Raw genomic sequence first — 18,438 nt, forward strand, 5'->3', positions numbered from 1 at the left:
GTCAGGACTTCTTGAGGATGCTGATGCTGCCGTCGCTCTCGAGGATCGCCAGCTTCAGGTCGCCCAGCGAGCAGTCGGCCTCGCGCAGTGCCTTCTCCACGTCCAGCGTCCCCAGGCGATGGCGGCGCAGCACCTCCGGGAACCATTGGCCGTCCCGCCCGATCAGCACCGGCGAGCCCTCCAGCAGCCGCTCGAGCCGCTTGCTGCGCGAGCCGATGAAACCGAGCAGGCCGTTCATCGCGATCAATGCCGCGGCGAGGATCCAGGCGCCAGCCACCGAGTCGTCGCCACCGCTCAGCGCGTTGCTGACCGCCTCGCTCAGCAGCATGACCACCAGCAGGTCGAACGGCGTGAACTGGCCGACGGTCCGCTTGCCGGAGAGCCGCACCATCAGGAACAGCGCGAAGTAGATCAGCGCGGCGCGTGCGAGCAGTTCCCAGGGGCTGACGTGCAGGTCGAACATCGTGTGACTCTCCTTTTGAAGCGTGCGTCGGCGACATCGTCGGAAGGCAATGGCGATGCCCAAGCCGGTCCCGTCCGGCGAGAAGCGCGATTCCTTGCCGTCAACGCTTCGGCAGCGAATGCGAACGCGCCGGTCCGCGTCGCGCCGGGCATCGCGGCATCGGGAGTTCGGGTTGCCACGTCGTCACGGACAACCGCTGTCATCGCGATGAAAGGCCTCCCATGCTTGCCCTGACCTACCACGGTGCCCACGACGTGCGCGTCGAGACGGTGCCCGATCCGGTGCTCGCCGCCGACGACGACATCCTGCTGCGCGTGACCGCCACGGCGATCTGCGGCTCCGACCTTCATATCTACCGGGGAAAGATCCCCGACATGAAGGACGGGGACATCCTCGGCCACGAGTTCATGGGCGTCGTGGAGGAGGTGGGGCGGGGAGTCACCAGTGTGAAGAAAGGGGATCGGGTCGTCGTCCCGTTCACGATCTCGTGCGGCGACTGCTTCTTCTGCGGCCGCAAGCTGTTCGCCGCCTGCGAGACCACCAACCCGGGCCGCGGCGCGATCCTCAACAAGAAGGACATCCGGCCGGGCGCGGGGCTGTTCGGCTACAGCCATCTGTATGGCGGGTATCCGGGCGGACAGGCGCAGTACGTGCGCGTGCCCAAGGCGAACATCGGGCCGCTGGTCATTCCGGACAGTTCGCTGAGCGACGAACAGGTGCTGTTCCTGTCGGACATCCTGCCCACCGGCTACCAGGCGGCCTTGAACGCGCAGATCACGCCGGGGTCGTCCGTGGCGATCTTCGGCGCCGGTCCGGTCGGCATGATGAGCGCCGCCTGCGCCCGGATGATGGGCGCGGAGCGGATCTTCATGATCGACCACCACCCCTACCGGCTGGCGTTCGCGAAGGAGACCTACGGCGTGCTGCCGATCAACTTCGACCAGATCGACGATCCGGCGCAGGTGATCGTCGAGCAGACCGACCACCGCGGGGTGGATGCGTCGATCGACGCGGTCGGGTTCGAGGCCAAGGGCAGCACGGTGGAGACGGTGCTGTCGACGCTCAAGCTCGAAGGCTCGAGCGGCACCTCGCTGCGCTGGGCCATCGCGGCGACGCGGCGTGGCGGCACCGTCAGCGTGCCCGGCGTCTATGCCGGGTTCATCCACGGCTTCCTGTTCGGCGATGCGTTCGAGAAGGGCCTGAGCTTCGCCAGCGGGCAGACGCATGCGCAACGCTTCATGCCCGAGTTGCTCGGCGCGATCGAGAAAGGGACGCTGAAGCCGGACGTGATCATCAGCCATCGCCTGCCGTTGATCGAGGCGGCGCGCGGCTACGAGATCTTCAACAAGAAGGAAGAGGACTGCCGCAAGGTGGTGCTGACGCCGTTCGGGCTCAGCTGAGGCGGGGCGATGGTTCGTCGGCGGCGGCCGCTTCCGGTTTCGACATCAAGGAGTGCTTCATGAATGCGATTTCCGCTCGGCCCCTGGCCGTGATCACCGGCGCGTCCTCCGGCATCGGGCGCGAACTGGCGCTCGAATGCGCGCGCCATGGCTACAACGTGCTGATCGCCGCCGATCGGCCGCTCGACGATGCGGCGGCGGCCTGCCGGGCCGAGGGCGCGCAGGTGGAGACGGTGCAGGCCGATCTGGCCACGCCGCAGGGCGTCGATGCGCTGCACGCGGCGATCGGCGGACGGGAGGTGGCGGCGTTGCTCGCCAATGCCGGGCATGGGCTGGGGCATGCATTCCTGGACCAGGACTTCAACGCGGTGCGCCATGTGATCGACACCAACATCACCGGGACGCTCGACCTGATCCAGCGCGTGGGCAAGACGATGCGGGAGCGCAATGCCGGGAAGATCCTCATCACCGGCTCGATCGCCGGCCTGATGCCCGGCACCTTCCAGGCGGTCTACAACGGGACCAAGGCCTTCATCGATTCCTTCGCCTATGCGTTGCGCAATGAGCTCAAGGACACGAACGTGACGGTGACGGTGCTGATGCCGGGTCCGACGGATACGGAGTTCTTCCAGCGCGCGGCGCTGATGGACACCAAGGTCGGCACCGACAAGAAGCAGCCGCCCGAGGAGGTCGCGAAGACCGGCTACGACGCAATGGCCGACGGCGAGGCCGGCGTGGTCGCGGGATGGAAGAACAAGCTGCAGGCGGCGCTCACGCATGTCACGCCGGATTCGGTGCTGGCGGAACAGCATCGGAAGATGGCGGAGCCGGGGAAGGCGTGAGGTGGGATGAGGTGAGAGACAGGGTTCGGTATCGTTCCCGACCTGCTATGCGCTTCAAGGCCGCGTGAACTCGGCGGCACGCCTGCAGGGCCTTGCGGCAGTCCTCTCCGGAAAGGTTGACGTCGGTGTTGTAGTCCGCCTTGTTTCGCGCGTCCCGAAGGCCCCAAAGATCCCTGGCCAGATCCTTCTCGCCCTTGTCGACGTAATGTCGCCATGTCTTCGCGTGCGCTTGAGATGTCTTGTCGTTGATGTGGGCGATGTCGCGGGCAAGAAGAAATGCACCGTAGTACGCACGGGAGATCGCGCAGCGTCCCTGCGCTTCTCCGCCATGCGTTGACAGGCTTTCCGCCAGATCTAGCACCTGCTCTGCATTGAAGGCCTTTCCGAGCATGGATTTACTCCGATCGACGACGGCGCTGCCCATCAAAGGAGGACTCCCTCCAACGAATGAGCACCTTGCAGAGCAGATTGCCCAGGGCAGGGATACCGAGCCAGCGGCGATCGAACGCGCGCAGGGCAGCCGGCTCGTCGTCAGGACGCTCTGCCAGCAGGTCCCACACCGTGAACAGGAGGTGGTAGCAACCGGTGTCCATGTCTTGAGAGACCGCGACAGTGATGGAGCGTGGGCCGACGTACTCATCGAGCAGAGTCAAGAAGAGTGAGATCTCCTCGCGCAGCACGTCGGGTTGCTTCTTGAAGAACCACGCGAGGATGTCTTCGTAGTCCTCGGTGCCTCGCAGCACTTCGAGGTTGTACGGCCACTCGTGCGGTGAGCAGGGGTCCTTGTAAGGGCAGAACTCGTAGGGCGGCTGGCCCTTGCTGTGGACCCAGACCGCGCCGGGCCGCGGGCGGCGCGTGGGGGACGGAGGCGCCACCGGCGGCGGCTCTTCCATGCATTCGACGGGATTCAACATCGCTGCTGCCTTTCATCGCCGCCGACCCCATGTCGATGGCAGGCGCCCATTCTCGAAATCGCGTCGCGGCTTGCCATGACTCAAACTGGTGGCCCTCGGGGGAGGCGAGGAGGGCCCACCTTCGAGGGACGGATGTTCTCCATCGACCCTCCATCCTTCATCCACCGACGATCCACACCGGCGGCCCAGACTGGCCGCCATGATCCCCGCCACGCCCCCGCCGCTGACGATCGTCCACGTCGTCTTCTCGTCCCGCCTGGCCGGCGCCGAGCGCCATGCGCTCGACCTCGCCGGCGCGCAGGCCGATGCCGGTCACCAGGTCCACGTCGTCACCGGCGGCAGCACCGCGCTGCTGCGCGCGATGCCTGCCAACGTCGGCCATCACGCGCTGCCGTTGCCGCTGCTGCGCGGCCCGCGACTGGACGCGCTGGCGCGGCGGCTGGGCGCCGACATCTGCCACGGGCACCTCGGCCCGGCCTGCAAGGCCGTCGCGCGCTGCGACGGCCCGATGCGCTTCGGCACGCTGCACGTCGGCTACAAGCCGCACCAGCACGAGCGCCTGGACGGCCTGGTCTGCGTCAACCGCGACCAGTGGGCGACGCTGGGCACCTACCTCGGCGCGGCGCGCGTCGTCTACAACTGGCCGCCGCGTCCGATGACGAACGCCACGCCCGGACCGCGCCTGCGCGAGCGGCTGCGCCTGGGCGACGACCAGGTCCTCGTGGGCACCGTCGCGCGGCTGCACCCCAGCAAGGGCATCGACCTGCTGATCCGCGCCTTCGCGCAGTACGCGCCCGGCCACGCGGTGCTGGCCATCCTGGGGGAGGGGCCGCAGGAACGGCAGCTCAGGCGCCTGGCCGGCGGCCATCCGGGGATCCGCTTCCTGGGCTTCCGGTCGGACGTCGACGCCGCGCTCGAGGACATGGACCTGTTCGTGTCCCCGTCGCGCGAGGAGGCGCTGCCGCTGGCGGTGCTCGAAGCGATGCGCGCCGGCCTGCCGATCGTGGCCACCCGCACGCAGGGCCTGCAGCAGTTGCTGGGCGACGCCCCGGCGACGCTGGTCGACTGCGAGGACATCACCGCGCTGGGCACCGCGCTGCAGGCCAGCATCCGCGGCCTGCGCCTGCCCGGCCATGTGCGCCGATTCAGCCGCCGCCGGGTCATGTACGACATGGGGCTCTACGACCGCGACGCGGCCGTCGCCCGCATCGAGTCGTTCTATCGCGCGCTGCTGCCGTCCGAGGAGGCGTCGACCGAGGCTGACACCTCGCTGGGACGCTCCTTCGCCTGAGGGCCGAACCCCGACGTCCGAGGGCGGGCCAATCCCGCGCTGATGACGGTTCCGGCGAGCCCGCCGATCTGGCGCTCGGCCCCGCCGTCCGGCGGGGCGTCCTTCAATCCGGCGCCGGCGCGTCGGGCCAGGTCAGCTCGATGGCGGTGCCGCCCAGCGGCGAGGGCACGCAGACCGCGTGACCCCGGTGCGCCCGCGCGATCGCGCCGACCACCGCCAGTCCCAGTCCGCTGCCCCCGCTGTCGCGCGAGCGGGAGCTGTCCGCGCGCCAGAAGGCCTCGAAGACCCGTTGCGCCACCGCCGCCGGCACGCCGGGCCCCTCGTCCTCGACGCGCAGCACGCAGGTGCCGTCGGCCACGCCCGCATGCACCCGCACCACGCCCGGCACGGCGTATTTCTTCGCGTTCTCCAGCAGCGCCAGCAGCACCTGCCGCAGCCGCACCGGATCGCAGTGCGCGCGCGTCGGCGGCAGGTCCAGCTCGAAGCGCTGCCCGGCCGCCGCCAGCGTGTGCTCGTACACGTCGACCACCTTGCGCACTTCCTCGCCCAGGTCGGTCTCGACGATCTGCAAATGCAGGTGGCCGCTCTCGGACAGGCCCAGCGTGCGCAGGTCCTCGATCAGCCGGGTCAGGCCCTCGACCTGCGCGAGCAGCTTGCGGAACTGCTCCTCGGACGGATCGAACACGCCGTCGGCCAGTCCCTGCAGCCGGCCCCGCAGGATGGTCACCGGCGTGCGCAGCTCGTGCGCGATCGCGGCGTTCCACTGCGCCTTCTCGTGCGTGATGCGCTCGAGCTGGTCGGCCATCGAGTTGAAGTCCTCCGCCAGCCGCGACGCCTCGCCCAGCTGCAGGTCGCCGCCCACCGCGCGCGCGCTCAGGTCGCCGGCGGCGACGCGCTGGATGCAGTCGGCCACCGAGTTCAACGGCACCAGGATGCGCCGCGCCAGCCGCGACGCCACCCAGGCCGCGCCGGTCATCGCCGCGATCGTGGTCATCACCATCCAGACGATCTCGGGCGAGGAGATCTCCCAGTTGTCCGTCTCCATCAGCTCCGGCCGGACCTGGGACAGCACGTAATAGAACGCGAACGAGGTCGCGATCACCATCAGCGTGACCCAGAACGCGACCATCATCATCGAGCGGACGATCTCGCGGCTCAGGCCGCCGGCGATCTGCGCGCTGGGGGCGGTGTCGACCGTCATTCCACGCCCCGGAAGCGATAGCCGACGCCGCGCACGCTGGCCGGCACGCCCTCGACGCCGAGGTCCTCCAGCTTCTTGCGCAGCTTGCTGATGTGGCTGTCCACCGTGCGCTCGAGCGCGTCGCCCTCGGGCAGGCAGGCCTCGAGCAGCTCCGCGCGCGTGTAGGCGCGCTTGGGATGGCGCGCCATCTCGGCCAGCAGCCGGAACTCCGTCAGCGTCAGCGCCAGTGGATGCACCGCGCCGCCGGCCTCGACGGTGGCGACGTGGTTCTCCTGGTCGATCTCGAACGGCGCGACCCGCAGCACCTGCCCGGGCGGGCGGCTGGGCCGGCCGGCGCGGCGCAGCACCGCGTGCACGCGGGCCGCGACCTCGGCCGGGTTGAACGGCTTGACGACGTAGTCGTCGGCGCCGATGCGCAGCCCGGTCAGCTTGTCGACGTCCTGGTCCAGCGCGGTCAGCATGATCACCGGCGTGTCGCCGCGCTGGCGGATCGCGGCCAGCACCTGCCAGCCGTCCAGCAGCGGCATCTGCACGTCCAGCAGCACCAGGTCGGGCTTGAGCGACTGGTGGAACTCCAGCCCGCGCCGGCCGTCGGTGGCGCGCGCGGTGCGCAGGCCCTCGCGCTCGAGGTAGGCCTGCAGGATGTCGGCGATCTCGGGCTCGTCCTCGACGATCAGCACGAGCGAACTGTTCAGGGTATCCGTCATGGGGCCGGATTTTGGCCCGGCTCGCGCCGATCCACCGAATCTCCATGCAACCTCGGCGCCCCCTCCATCGACGCCTTCCAGACTCCGGGGTTGTGAAGCAAGACCATCCCATCCCCATGAACCAACGAACGCCCGCGATCCGGCACGGCGTGCTCGCCCTGACCGCGGCGCTGCTGTCCGCCTGCGGCATGGAAGGCTACGAGACGCCGCCCGCGCCGCCGCCGCCCGTGACCGTCACGACGCTCAAGGCCGAACCGCTCACCGTCACCGAAGTCTTCCCCGGCCGCGTCGCCGCGCTGCGCGTGGCGGAGATCCGTCCGCAGGTCAGCGGCATCGTGCAGCGCCGCCTGTTCGAGGAAGGCGCCGAGGTGCGGGCCGGACAGGCGCTGTTCGCGATCAACGCCGCGCCGTTCAAGGCCGAGGCCTCAGTCGCCGCCGCCGCGCTCAAGCGGGCCGAGGCCTCGCTGGCCCGCACGCAGCAACAGGTGGACCGCCTGGCGCCGCTGGCGCGGGCCGAGGCGGTCAGCCGCCAGTCCTACGACGACGCCGTCACCGAACGCGACCTGGCCGCCGCCGACGTGGCGCAGGCGCGCGCGACGCATGAGCGCCGCAAGCTCGACGTCGCCTTCTCCACCGTCGACGCGCCGATCGCCGGCCGCATCGACCAGGCGCTGCAGACCGAGGGCGCGCTGGTCGCCGCCAACGACAGCGCGCCGATGGCCCGCATCGTGCAGATCGACCAGGTCTACGTGGATGTCCGCCAGCCCGCGTCCGCGCTGGGCGCGGTGCGCCGGCAGCTGGAAGCTGCGAGCGCCGCGACGGCCGCGACGGCCGCGCCGGGAAAAGGCCGCGCGACCGCGGCCGTGCCGGTGACCGTGCTCCAGTCCGGCGGCGAGCCGATGGACCTGCCGGCCCGCGTGCTGTTCTCCGGCATGTCGGTGGACGCCGGCACCGGCGACGTGCTGCTGCGCGTGCTGGTCGAGAACCCCCGCCGCGAACTGCTGCCCGGCATGTTCGTCCGGGCACAGATCCCGATGGCGACCTACGCCGCCGCGCTGCGGGTGCCGCAGGAGGCGGTGTCGCGCGGCGCCGGCGGCGCCCAGGTGTGGGTGCTCGACGGCGCCGACCAGGCCCGCCCGGTGGCGGTGACGCTGGGCGAGCTGACCGAACGCCGGTACCGCGTCGCCAACGGGCTGCGCGCCGGCGACCGGGTCGTCGTCACCGGCGCCGACCGGCTCAGCGCCGGCGTGAAGGTCCAGCTGGTGGCCGCGGACGCCGCCAGCGCCCCGGCCGCCGCCGGCACGCCGGTCGCCGCGGCCTCCGCCGCCGCGATCGCGCGCTGAGGACGGAGCCCGCCATGCCTCAGTTCTTCATCCAGCGACCCATCTTCGCGTGGGTCATCGCGCTGTTCATCGTGCTGTTCGGGCTGATCGCGATTCCGCAGCTGCCCGTGGCGCGTTACCCGAGCGTCGCGCCGCCGTCGGTCACGATCTCCGCCACCTATCCGGGCGCCACGCCGCAGGCGATGAACGACGGCGTCGTCAGCCTGATCGAGCGCGAGCTCTCCAGCGTCAAGAACCTGCTGTACTTCGAGTCCTCGACCGACACCTCGGGCCAGGCCGCGATCACGGCCAACTTCAAGCCCGGCACCGACCCCGCGATGGCGCAGGTCGACGTGCAGAACAAGATCAAGGCCGTCGAGGCCCGCCTGCCGCAGGTGGTGCGCCAGAACGGGCTGCTGGTCGAGTCCTCGTCCTCCAGCTTCCTGATGATCATCAGCCTGAAGTCCGAGGACGGCCGCGCCGACGAGACCGCGCTCAGCGACTACCTCGCGCGCAACACCGTCGAGGAACTGCGCCGCATCGAGGGCGTCGGCAAGGTCCAGCTGTTCGGCGCCGAGCAGGCGCTGCGCGTCTGGGTCGATCCGGCCCGGCTGATCGGCTTCGGGATGACGATGTCCGACGTCAGCGCCGCCATCGCGCGCCAGAACGTGCAGATCGCCCCCGGGCGGCTGGGCGACGGCCCGACGGTGAGCGGCCAGCGCGTGTCCGTGCCGCTGACGGTGCAGGGCCAGCTGGAGTCGCCCGAGGCCTTCGCCGCCATCGTGCTGCGCGCCAACGAGGACGGTTCCCGGCTGCTGCTGGGCGATGTCGCCCGCGTGGAGCTGGGCGCGCAGACCTACAACTTCATGACCAGCGAGAACGGCAAGACCTCGTCCGCGCTGGCGGTGCAGCTGGCGCCCGGCGGCAACGCGGTGAAGACCGCGCAGGCGGTGCTGGACCGCATCGAGCAGCTCAAGCCGACGCTGCCCGCGGGCCTGAGCTACGCGGTGCCGTTCCAGACCGCGCCGTTCGTGAAGATCTCCATCGAGAAGGTGGTGCAGACGCTGGTCGAGGCGATGGTGCTCGTCTTCCTCGTCATGTACCTGTTCCTTCAGAACGTGCGCTACACGCTGATCCCGGCGATCGTCGCGCCGATCGCGCTGCTGGGCACGATGGCGGTGATGCTGCTGGCCGGCTTCTCGGTCAACGTGCTGACGATGTTCGGCATGGTGCTGGCGATCGGGATCATCGTGGACGACGCGATCGTCGTGGTCGAGAACGTCGAGCGGCTGATGGCCGAGGAGGGCCTGGGCCCGCGCGAGGCCACGATCAAGGCGATGAAGGAGATCACCGGCGCCGTCATCGGCATCACGCTGGTGCTGACCGCGGTGTTCCTGCCGATGGCCTTCTCCAGCGGCTCGGTCGGCGTGATCTACAAGCAGTTCACGCTGTCGATGGCGGTGTCCATCCTGTTCTCCGCCTTCCTGGCGCTGAGCCTGACGCCGGCGCTGTGCGCCACGCTGCTCAAGCCCATCCCGGCGGGGCATCACGACAAGCGCGGCTTCTTCGGCTGGTTCAACCGGGGCTTCGAGCGGCTGACCCGCCGCTACGAGTCCGGCGTGGTCAAGCTGGTCGCGCGCAGCGGCCGGATGATGCTGCTCTTCGTCGCGCTGTCGGGCCTGCTGGTCGTGGCGCTGCGCATCCTGCCGAGCTCCTTCCTGCCGGAGGAGGACCAGGGCTACTTCATGACGATGCTGCAGCTGCCGCCCGAGGCGACCGCGGAGCGAACCATGGATTCGATCCGCACCTACGAGCGGCACCTGGCCACGCGGCCGGGCGTGGACAGCAACATGGCGATCGTCGGCTTCGGTTTCTCGGGCAGCGGCCCGAACGCGGCGATGGCCTTCACCACGATGAAGGACTGGAAGGACCGCGGCGAGGCGACGACCGCCGACGAGGCGGCCCGCGCGCAGGCCGCGATGGCCGGCACCGAGGGCCTGGTGATGAGCCTGATGCCGCCGGCGATCGACGAGCTGGGCAATTCCTACGGCTTCACGATGCGGCTGATCGACCAGGCCAACCAGGGCGTGGCGGCGCTGCAGCAGGCGCAGGCCAGGCTGCTGGAACTGGCCGGGCAGAGCAAGCTGGTGATCGGCGTCTATCCGGACGGGCTGCCGCCGGGCACCAGCGTCAAGCTCGACATCGACCGCCAGAAGGCGCAGGCGCTCGGCGTGTCCTTCTCCGACATCAGCGACACGCTGTCGACGGCGATGGGCTCGCTCTACGTCAACGACTTCCCCAACCGCGGCCGCATGCAGCAGGTGATCGTGCAGGCCGACGCGCCGGCGCGGATGCAGCTCGACGACGTGCTCAAGCTGACGGTGCGCAACGGCGCCGGCGGCCTGGTGCGCCTGTCCGAGGTCGTGCATCCGAGCTGGAGCGAGGCGCCGCTGCAGCTGGTGCGCCACCAGGGCTACCTCGCGGCGCGGATCTCCGGCAGCGCGATGTACCCGGCCTCCAGCGGCGAGGCGATGGCCGAGATGGAGCGCCTGGTGACCCAGCTGCCGCCGGGCTTCACCGTGGCGTGGACCGGCCAGTCGCTGCAGGAGCGCGAATCGGCCGCCGAGGCGCCGATGCTGCTGGCGCTGTCGATGCTGGTGGTGTTCCTGGTGCTGGCGGCGCTGTACGAGAGCTGGTCCATCCCGCTGTCGGTGATGCTGGTGGTGCCGCTGGGCCTGATCGGCGCGGTGGCCGCGGTGCTCCTGCGCGGGCTGCCCAACGACGTGTTCTTCAAGGTCGGGATGATCACCGTGATCGGCCTGTCGGCGAAGAACGCGATCCTGATCGTCGAGTTCGCCAAGCAACTGCGCGAGGAGGGCGTCGGCCTGGTGGACGCGGTGGTGACCGCGGCGCGGATGCGGCTGCGTCCGATCCTGATGACGTCGCTGGCCTTCGTGCTGGGCGTGGTGCCGCTGGTGCTGGCCTCGGGCGCGAGCGCCGAGACGCAGCATGCGATCGGCACCGGCGTGCTCGGCGGCATGCTCAGCGCGACGGTGCTGGCGGTGCTGTTCGTGCCGGTGTTCTTCGTCTTCGTCATGAGCCTGAACGAGCGCGTGGCCGCCTGGCGCGGCCGCCGCAAGCCCGCCGCCGCAGAAGCCGGGGCTTCTGCCACCGCCGATGCCGGAGAACACGCATGAAGCGCCTGAATCACTCGATCCTTGCCGCGGCGCTGGCCGCGGTCCTCGGCGGCTGCGCGATGACGCCGCCGCTGACCCGCCCCGACAGCCCGGTGCCGGCGCAGTACCCGCGCCACGCGCATGAGGTCGGCGATGCGATGGCGGCCGACATCGGCTGGCGGTCGATGTTCGACGACGCGCGGCTGCAGCGGCTGATCGAGATCGCGCTGGTCAACAACCGCGACCTGCGCCTGGCGGCGCTGAACGTCGAGGCGGTGCGCGCGCAGTACGACATCCAGAAGGCGGCCGAGCTGCCGCATGTCGGCGCGACCGCGACCCACACCCGCGAGCGCACGTCGGCGGGCGGCACGCCCATGACGCAGACGCAAGCCGGCGTCAGCGTCGGCGTCACCGCCTTCGAACTCGACCTGTTCGGCCGGGTCCGCGCGCAGTCGGAGGCGGCGTTGTCGCGCTACCTCGCGTCGGAGCAGGGCCGGCGGTCCGCGCAGATCGCCTTGGTCGGCGCGGTGGCCGAGGCCTACTTCGCCGAGCGCCTCGCGCAGGCGCAGCTGGAGCTGTCGGAGCGGACGATGGAGGACTGGCGCGGCTCGCTGCTGCTGGTGCGCCAGCTCAAGGCGGCCGAGCAGACCGGCGCGCTGGAACTGGCGCAGGCCGAGGCGCAGGTCGCCACCTCGGAGGCCGACCGCGAGGCGCGGCTGCGCGAGGCGGAGCGCCGCGCCCACGCGCTGGCGCTGCTGATCGGGCAAGCGCTGCCGGATGACTTGCCCGAGGGCAGCTCGCTGATGGCGGCGTCGGTGATCACGCGGCTGCCGGCCGGCTTGCCGTCGCAGCTGCTGACGCGGCGGCCGGACCTGCTGCAGGCCGAGCTCGCGCTGGTCGCGGCCAACGCGGAGATCGGCGCGGCGCGGGCCGCGCTGTTCCCGCGCATCGCGCTGACGGCCTCGGTCGGGACGGCCAGTTCCGGCTTGAAGGACCTGTTCAAGAGCGGGACCGGTGTCTGGTCCTTCGCGCCGCAGATCACGCAGCCGCTGTTCAACGCGGGCCAGCTGAGGACGGAAGTGCGGCTGGCCGAGCTTCGCAAGTCCGCCGCGGTGCTGGAGTACGAGCGCGCGGTGCAGACCGCGTTCCGCGAGGTGGCCGACGGCCTGACCGGCCAGGAACGCTATGCGCGGCAGGCCGAGGCCCAGTCGCGCGCGGTCGACGCCGCGTCGCGCCGCGCGTCGCTGGCGGAGCTCCGCTATCGGGCCGGCGTCGACAGCCGGCTGGAGGTGCTGGACGCGCAGCGCCAGCTGTACGCGGCCCGGCAGGCGGTGCTCGACCTGCGCCGGGAGGAGATCGGCAACGCGATCGCGCTGTACAAGGCGCTCGGCGGCGGCCTGGAGGAACGGACCCTGGCGATGCGGTGACCGCGCCCGGCCCGGGACGATCGCGCTTCGCCGCGCCGCGCGTCCTTTCGCGCCGGCGCGGCGCCGGTCCCGCGGGCCTGGGAACACTCGGGCCTCCATCGACCCGCCGAGACCGCCCATGCCGCCGATGCACACCGATGCGACCCGCCCGCAGGACCGGGCCGACGTGGACCGCTGGCTGTGGGACGGCTACCGGCGCATCGACGCGATGCCGGACTCCCCGCAGCGGCGCCGCGCCCACATGACCCACGTGCTGGCCTGCCGCCATCGCGTCCTGGCGCTGATGCCCCAGGACGGCGGCGCGACGCCGGACATCGAGCGTGGCCGCCAGCTCGCGCTGATGGCCTATGGCACGGAGCGCTGGCTCGCGCTGCTCGCGCAGGTGCGGCTGGGCCATCGGGAGCGCGTCGCGCGGCGCGAGTACGCGAGCGAGCACGCCGGCGATCCGCCGTTCCGCGATGCCGACCACGGCGTCGTGCACGTGGACGAGGTGCTGGACCGCGCGTTCGCCTTCGCCGACGTCGAGCCCTACACCGATCCGCGGGTCAGCCGCCGAGCCCGCGCCGCGCACGCGCTGCGCCACCTGGAGCCGCGGCGCATCGTCGCGGCGGACCTGCGCGCGCCGGAGGAACTGGAACTCATCGGCCAATGGGGCCTGTTCGCCCGGACCGACATCGCGGCCGGCACTTGCCTCGGCGTCTACGGCGGGCAACTGCTGGACGAGGTCGACCTGTTCCTGCTCGACGACGACCGCTACCTGATGTCGGCCTCCGAGCCGATCGGGGAGGTCGCCGTCAACGGCGAGAACCTGATGTCGCTGATGAACACGCTGTTCGAGTTCGACGCGGACGGCCGGCCCGCGGGTCATCCGGCCGAGGGCTACAACGTGACGGGCGAGTCCTTCGCGGTGCGCCTGCGCCACGGCTGGTCCGCCCGCATCCACGCGTTCCGCGCGAGCGCGGACATCCCCGCCGGCACCGAGCTGCGCTGGAACTACGACCTCGGCGGACCGCGCTGAGCTCGCCGGCCGGGCGCCGCGTGGCGGGAGGGTCGGGCGAACGGCCCTGGCGAACGGCCCTGGCGGCCGGCGCCGCGCGGCCCCGGTTCGTGGCTCCCGCGCTCGTCGTGACGGCCGCATGACATGCCGGCGCCATTTCGTCCCATGACCTTCGTAAGGCGGCGATCGTCGTGCCCCGGGGTGGTGCGCGACAGTCAACGCTGTCAAGGCCTGACCCCCTGGGGAACGTCCCAGGTTTTCTGGACGGGGTCATGACGCACCCTTAAACTCGCGCCCGTTTTCCGGGCCGGCGCCTTCGACGCGGCCGGCACCGGCGGCGTACGGCGTGCAGGGTCCTGCCGCCGGCGACAGCCATGAAGGGCAGTTGAAGTGACGAGTCGTTATCGCTTCGAAGGGTTCGTGCTTGACATGGCCGCACGCGTCCTCCTGGCGGAGGGCGCGCCCGTGCAGCTTAGCGGCCGGCAGATCGATCTGCTGTCGGTGCTGGTCTCGCAACGGGGCGAGGTGGTGTCCAAGAACGAGCTGTTGAACCGCGTCTGGCCCGGCCAGGCGGTGGAAGAGAACAACGCGGCGGTCCATGTGTCGGCGCTGCGCCGCGTGCTGGGCCGCGAGGCCATCCTCACGGTGGCCGGCCAGGGTTACCGCTTCGCGCTGCCGCTGCAGCCCGCGGACGAGCCGGGCACGTCGATTGCATCGACCGACCGGCCGGTCGATCCGGCGCTGCCGGTGGTCCGTCCGCGCGCCTTGCCGTCGATGCCGGTGGCGGTGCACGACCGCGGCACCGACGTGCGCACGCTGCTGAGCCGGTTGGAACGGCACCGGCTGGTGACCGTCGTCGGCGCGCCGGGCATCGGCAAGTCGACCCTCGCGCTGGCCTGCGCGCATGAGCGCCGCCATGCGACGCGCGACGGCGTGCTGTGGGTGGACCTGCTGGACGGCGACCATCCCAGCGGGCCGTTGCCCGCGGTGGCGGCCGCGCTCGGGCTCGATCCCGGCACCGACCTGCAGACGCTGCTGGCGCTGCTGCGCCCGATGCGGGTGCTGCTGGTGCTGGACAACGTCGAGGCCGAGGCCGCGCGCACCGCCACCTTCTGTCACGCGGTGCTCGAGGGCACCGAGGGCGTCACGCTGCTGGCCACCAGCCGCAAGGTGCTGCGCGTGCGCGGCGAGCGGGTGCTGCGCACGCCGCCGCTGTCGGTGCCGGAGGAGGGCTGCGGCGTCGACGAGGCGCTCGCGCATGGCGCGGTCGCGCTGTTCGTCGACCAGGTGCGGGCGCAGGGCCAGCCGTTCGTGCTGGGCGCCCACAACGTCGCGCAGGTCGTGGGCCTGTGCCGGCGGTTGGACGGGATCCCGCTGGCGCTGCAGCTGGCGGCGGGCCGGCTGGCGATGTTCGGCATCGAACAGCTGTGCGAGCGGCTCAGCGACCGCTACCGGCTGCTCACGCGCGGCACGCAGGCCGGGCCGCGCCGGCACCAGTCGCTGCGCGCCTGCATGGACGCGAGCCTGGCGCTGCTGGACGCGACCGAGCAGTTGGTGCTGCGGCGGCTGCAGCCGTTCGAGGGCGGCTTCACGCTGGAGATGGCAGCCGCGGCGCTGTCGGACCGGCAACTCGACGCCTGGTCGGTGGCCGAGGCGCTGGAGGGGCTGGTCGACCAGTCGCTGGTGCAGGTCGACGGGGACGAGCGGCCGCGTTACCGGCTCTTCGACGGCATCCGCGCCTACGGGCTGCTGCTGCTGGAGGAGGCGGGCGAGGTCGACATCGCGCGCCGCCAGCACGCCCACACGATGGACCAGCTGTTCGACCGCGCCGAACGGGCGCTGCAGATGATGCCGGACGCGCGCTGGATCGCCGAGTTCGCGCCGGAACTGGCCAACGTGCGTGCGGCGCTCGACGGCTGCCTGGCGCAGGCGCCGGCCTCGGGGTTGGGGCTGCTCGCGCATTCGCGGGCGCTGTTCGAGATGCTGTCGCTGGACGCCGAGGCCGGCTGGCGGCACGCGGCCTTCGAGACCGAGCTGCCGCCCGACCTGCCGCAAGCGACGCTGGCGCGCTTCTGCCTGGACCACGCGGGGCTGCTCGCGCCGCACGATCCCAAGCGCGCGGCGGTCTGGTTCCGGCGCGCGGTCACCGTCTCGCGGACGGCCGACGACCCGGTGCTGCGTTTCCTGGCCTTGTGCCGGCAGGTCGTCGAGGACCGCGAGCTGAGCCAGGCCGCGATGCGCCATGCGCTCGGCGAGCTGGTGGCGCTGTCGTCGCGGCGCGAGGTCCAGCAGGGCGCGCGGCTGACGCTGTGGGGCCTGGCGGCGCGGGCGCATGTGTGGCGCGTGGAGGGCCAGGCGGCCGAGGCCGACGAGGCGCTGTGCGCGTCGCTGCGGTTGGCGCGCGAGATCGGCGCCACGCGCTGGATCCTGGACGACCTGCATCGGTTGCTGACGCTGCAGGTGGGGCATGGGCAGGCCTTGCCGTCGGCGGCGCTGGTGCGGCAATGGCGCGCGGAGGCGACCGGCGAGCAGCACCGGCGTCTGGACGGCTGCCTGGCGGCGGTGCTGCTGGCCGAGGGCCGGCCCGAGTCGGCACGGGACGTGCTGACGACGCTGGTGTCGCCCGAGGCGGTGCGGGCCGGCGCGCGCGACGACTTCGACCGGCTGCTGCCGGTTTTCGCCTGGCTGGCCTTCGAGGAAGGCCGCGATGCCGACGCGGCGCGGCTGATGGGCTACGCGGGGCAGGCGTACTCGCCGCTGCGGGCCGATCCGGTGCCGCCGTGGGGCGGGCTGATGCAGCGCTTGCGCTCGCGGCTGGATGGGTTCTCGCTGGCGCGGCTGCATGAGGAAGGCAGCCTCTGGGATGAACCGCGCGCGCTGACCGCGGCACTGGCGCGGACCGCGGGGGTCGCGACGGCGCTGGGCAAGTAGGGCGCTGGATGGGCAGGGTGACGGGCGTCTAGGACGCAGTGGCGTCCGCGCGAAGCGGCGCGTCCCGGTGCGAAGCGCCTGGCCAGGAGCCATGGCCGCACCGGCCGGCGCGTCACGGCGCGGTCATCCGGGCTGTCGAGAGTGGGCCTCGCATTTTCCAGAGGCGCAGTCATGTCGATCACCCTTCCGCCCGCGCGGCCGTCCCCGTCGTCCAACGTCAGCGGCGACGGCACCGTCATCGAACTGGAGACGCGGACGCGGCAGCCATCGCCGCCGTCGTCCTCGCCGGCTTCTCCGTCGTCGCCCACGGCGCCCGGCAGGCCGGCTTCGCCGACCATGCCCGCCTTGCCGGGCCTGAGCGCGCGGCGCGACGCCGAAGCCGGGTCCTCGCGTCCGACCACCACGGCGGCGCTGCCGCCGCGCCAGTCGCTCGACCAACTGCGAGCGTCCCCGCGGGCATCGATCAGTTCGACCACCTCGACCACCTCGACCACCTCGGCCGCCTCGGTCGTCTCCAACGGCTCGAACGCGTCGAATGCCTCAGGCGTCTCGAACGCATCCAACGCGTCGAACGGCTCGAACGCGTCGAACGTCTCGAATGCGTCCAACGCTTCGGCCGTGTCGACGCCTTCGATCGCCGCGGCGTCGTCGTCCTCGTCATCGGCATCTGTTTCGGCATCCACCGAGTCGCGGCCGGCGTCGCCCGACGTCGAGGCGCAACGCCGTCCGGCGCCGCGCGAAGCGGGCGCGGTCCCGTTCTTCGTGATGCAGAACGTGCGCCATGCGGGACCGGTCGCGGCGGTGCGCACCGTCGTGCAAGGCGTGATCGCGCCGGAGGTGGCGCGCGCCGTCGTGTCCAACCCCGACGCGGCGCTGGCCGTGCAGACCGCGTTGACCGCCTGGTCGGTCGGCCGCCGCATCGCCTCGCAGGTCCACAGCGAACGCGGCGGCGAGGTGGCCAACCGCGCCTTCTCCGGCGACGCCGCGTCGGCCGGCAACAGCCTGTCGCGCCGCGTCTGGCAGGGCGTGCAGTCGGCCGGCATCCTGGGCGGCGACGCGATCGCGCTGGGGCTCACCGTCGCCGCGCGCAGCAACCCGGCGCTGGCCTCGGTCGCCCAGGGCGCCGCCGCGATCCAGGTCGTCGCCCACCTGCAGGCGCAGTTCCGCGAGGCGTTGCGCCCGGCGATCAACACGGTGCACGTCGGCAACGGCGACCCGGCCGTGCAGCAGCCGCCCGAGGGCCGCAACCTGCGCGGGTCCGACATCACGCCGGCGATGCGGGGCACCTTCGGCGCCGCCGCCGCGGCGATCGACATGACGGCGCAGCTGCTGTCGCAGGCGGTGCTGGGCGGCCGCGCGGCCTGGAACGCGCCGCGGGGACTGGCGGTCGGCGCCGGCGCGATCGCGGGCGTGGCCAACATGCTGACCTCGTCGGTGGAGGACCACCTGGTCGACACCGCCTCCGCCACGCGGATGCAGCGGACCGACGCGTCGCACGTGCGGCACCTGCACCTGGACCTGCGCAACCCGTTCACCCGCAACGAACTCGGCCGCCAGGCCGAACGCGCCGACACCCGCATCTTCAACACGATGGTGCCGGGGCTGATCGCGCTGGGCGTCGTGCAGGCGCTGCAGGGCGTGTTGACGCAACCCGGCATGAGCGGCACCGAACGCGGCGCGACGCAGGCCGGCGTGCACGCGGCGGTGGCGGGCCTGGTCGGCGGCGCGCTGCTGGCGCTGACGGTCGCCTGCTACCAGCTCAACGAC

General features: G+C 71.7%; 14 protein-coding genes. 9 read left to right on the plus strand and 5 right to left on the minus strand.

Annotated features, from left to right (window positions below):
- Position 1: 1 nt before the first annotated feature.
- Complete coding sequence (locus N5D62_RS26975) at positions 2 to 463, minus strand: YetF domain-containing protein (RefSeq protein WP_279761159.1); 462 nt, start codon at positions 461 to 463, stop codon at positions 2 to 4.
- 221 nt (positions 464 to 684) lie between these two features.
- Here N5D62_RS26975 and N5D62_RS26980 point away from each other — a divergent pair, with 221 nt between their 5' ends.
- Together N5D62_RS26980 and N5D62_RS26985 are read left to right on the plus strand one after the other, a co-directional pair.
- A complete protein-coding gene (locus N5D62_RS26980; RefSeq protein WP_279761160.1) occupies positions 685 to 1,863 on the plus strand; it encodes a glutathione-dependent formaldehyde dehydrogenase in 1,179 nt (392 codons plus the stop codon).
- 59 nt (positions 1,864 to 1,922) lie between these two features.
- Positions 1,923 to 2,705: an SDR family NAD(P)-dependent oxidoreductase gene (locus tag N5D62_RS26985; RefSeq protein ID WP_279761161.1), complete on the plus strand. Its 783-nt coding sequence runs from the start codon at positions 1,923 to 1,925 to the stop codon at positions 2,703 to 2,705.
- On the opposite strand, the gene N5D62_RS26990 is transcribed toward N5D62_RS26985, so the two are convergent.
- Together N5D62_RS26990 and N5D62_RS26995 are read right to left on the minus strand one after the other, a co-directional pair.
- The gene (locus N5D62_RS26990) at positions 2,644 to 3,129 is read right to left on the minus strand and encodes a hypothetical protein (RefSeq protein ID WP_279761162.1); all 486 of its coding nucleotides are present in this window, start codon (positions 3,127 to 3,129) and stop codon (positions 2,644 to 2,646) included. The genes N5D62_RS26985 and N5D62_RS26990 overlap by 62 nt on opposite strands.
- Positions 3,101 to 3,619 (minus strand): hypothetical protein, encoded by a 519-nt coding sequence (locus N5D62_RS26995; protein ID WP_279761163.1) that lies wholly within the window; start codon positions 3,617 to 3,619, stop codon positions 3,101 to 3,103. The genes N5D62_RS26990 and N5D62_RS26995 overlap by 29 nt, the downstream gene beginning before the upstream one ends.
- 199 nt (positions 3,620 to 3,818) lie before the next feature.
- Between N5D62_RS26995 and N5D62_RS27000 the strand changes: the two genes are divergently transcribed.
- Entirely contained in the window at positions 3,819 to 4,910 is a 1,092-nt protein-coding gene (locus N5D62_RS27000; protein WP_279761164.1) for a glycosyltransferase, read from the plus strand.
- Between the two features lie 103 nt (positions 4,911 to 5,013).
- Here the strand turns inward: N5D62_RS27000 and N5D62_RS27005 are convergent, their stop codons facing one another.
- On the minus strand, positions 5,014 to 6,111 hold the full coding sequence (locus N5D62_RS27005; protein WP_279761165.1) for an ATP-binding protein: 1,098 nt from the start codon (positions 6,109 to 6,111) through the stop codon (positions 5,014 to 5,016).
- Positions 6,108 to 6,818: a response regulator gene (locus N5D62_RS27010; protein ID WP_279761167.1), complete on the minus strand. Its 711-nt coding sequence runs from the start codon at positions 6,816 to 6,818 to the stop codon at positions 6,108 to 6,110. Before N5D62_RS27010 ends, N5D62_RS27005 begins: the two co-directional genes overlap by 4 nt.
- 116 nt (positions 6,819 to 6,934) lie before the next feature.
- Between N5D62_RS27010 and N5D62_RS27015 the strand changes: the two genes are divergently transcribed.
- The 6 genes from N5D62_RS27015 to N5D62_RS27040 form a co-directional block, all read left to right on the plus strand.
- Complete coding sequence (locus N5D62_RS27015) at positions 6,935 to 8,161, plus strand: efflux RND transporter periplasmic adaptor subunit (RefSeq protein ID WP_279761168.1); 1,227 nt, start codon at positions 6,935 to 6,937, stop codon at positions 8,159 to 8,161.
- Positions 8,162 to 8,175: 14 nt separating this feature from the next.
- Positions 8,176 to 11,337, plus strand: a complete 3,162-nt coding sequence (locus tag N5D62_RS27020; protein WP_279761169.1) for a multidrug efflux RND transporter permease subunit — start codon at positions 8,176 to 8,178, stop codon at positions 11,335 to 11,337.
- Complete coding sequence (locus tag N5D62_RS27025) at positions 11,334 to 12,743, plus strand: efflux transporter outer membrane subunit (RefSeq protein ID WP_279761170.1); 1,410 nt, start codon at positions 11,334 to 11,336, stop codon at positions 12,741 to 12,743. The genes N5D62_RS27020 and N5D62_RS27025 overlap by 4 nt, the downstream gene beginning before the upstream one ends.
- Before the next feature lie 118 nt (positions 12,744 to 12,861).
- Positions 12,862 to 13,761 carry a hypothetical protein gene (locus tag N5D62_RS27030; RefSeq protein ID WP_279761171.1) on the plus strand — a complete coding sequence of 300 codons (900 nt, stop codon included), beginning with the start codon at positions 12,862 to 12,864 and terminating at the stop codon, positions 13,759 to 13,761.
- Positions 13,762 to 14,169: 408 nt separating this feature from the next.
- A complete protein-coding gene (locus N5D62_RS27035; RefSeq protein WP_279761172.1) occupies positions 14,170 to 16,671 on the plus strand; it encodes a winged helix-turn-helix domain-containing protein in 2,502 nt (833 codons plus the stop codon).
- A gap of 765 nt (positions 16,672 to 17,436) precedes the next feature.
- Positions 17,437 to 18,438, plus strand: a 1,002-nt coding sequence (locus N5D62_RS27040) for a hypothetical protein (RefSeq protein ID WP_279761173.1), incomplete at its 3' end; no start/stop codon positions are given.

This window comes from Mitsuaria sp. GD03876 (genome assembly GCF_029840635.1).
In the GTDB taxonomy this organism is placed as follows: domain Bacteria; phylum Pseudomonadota; class Gammaproteobacteria; order Burkholderiales; family Burkholderiaceae_C; genus Roseateles.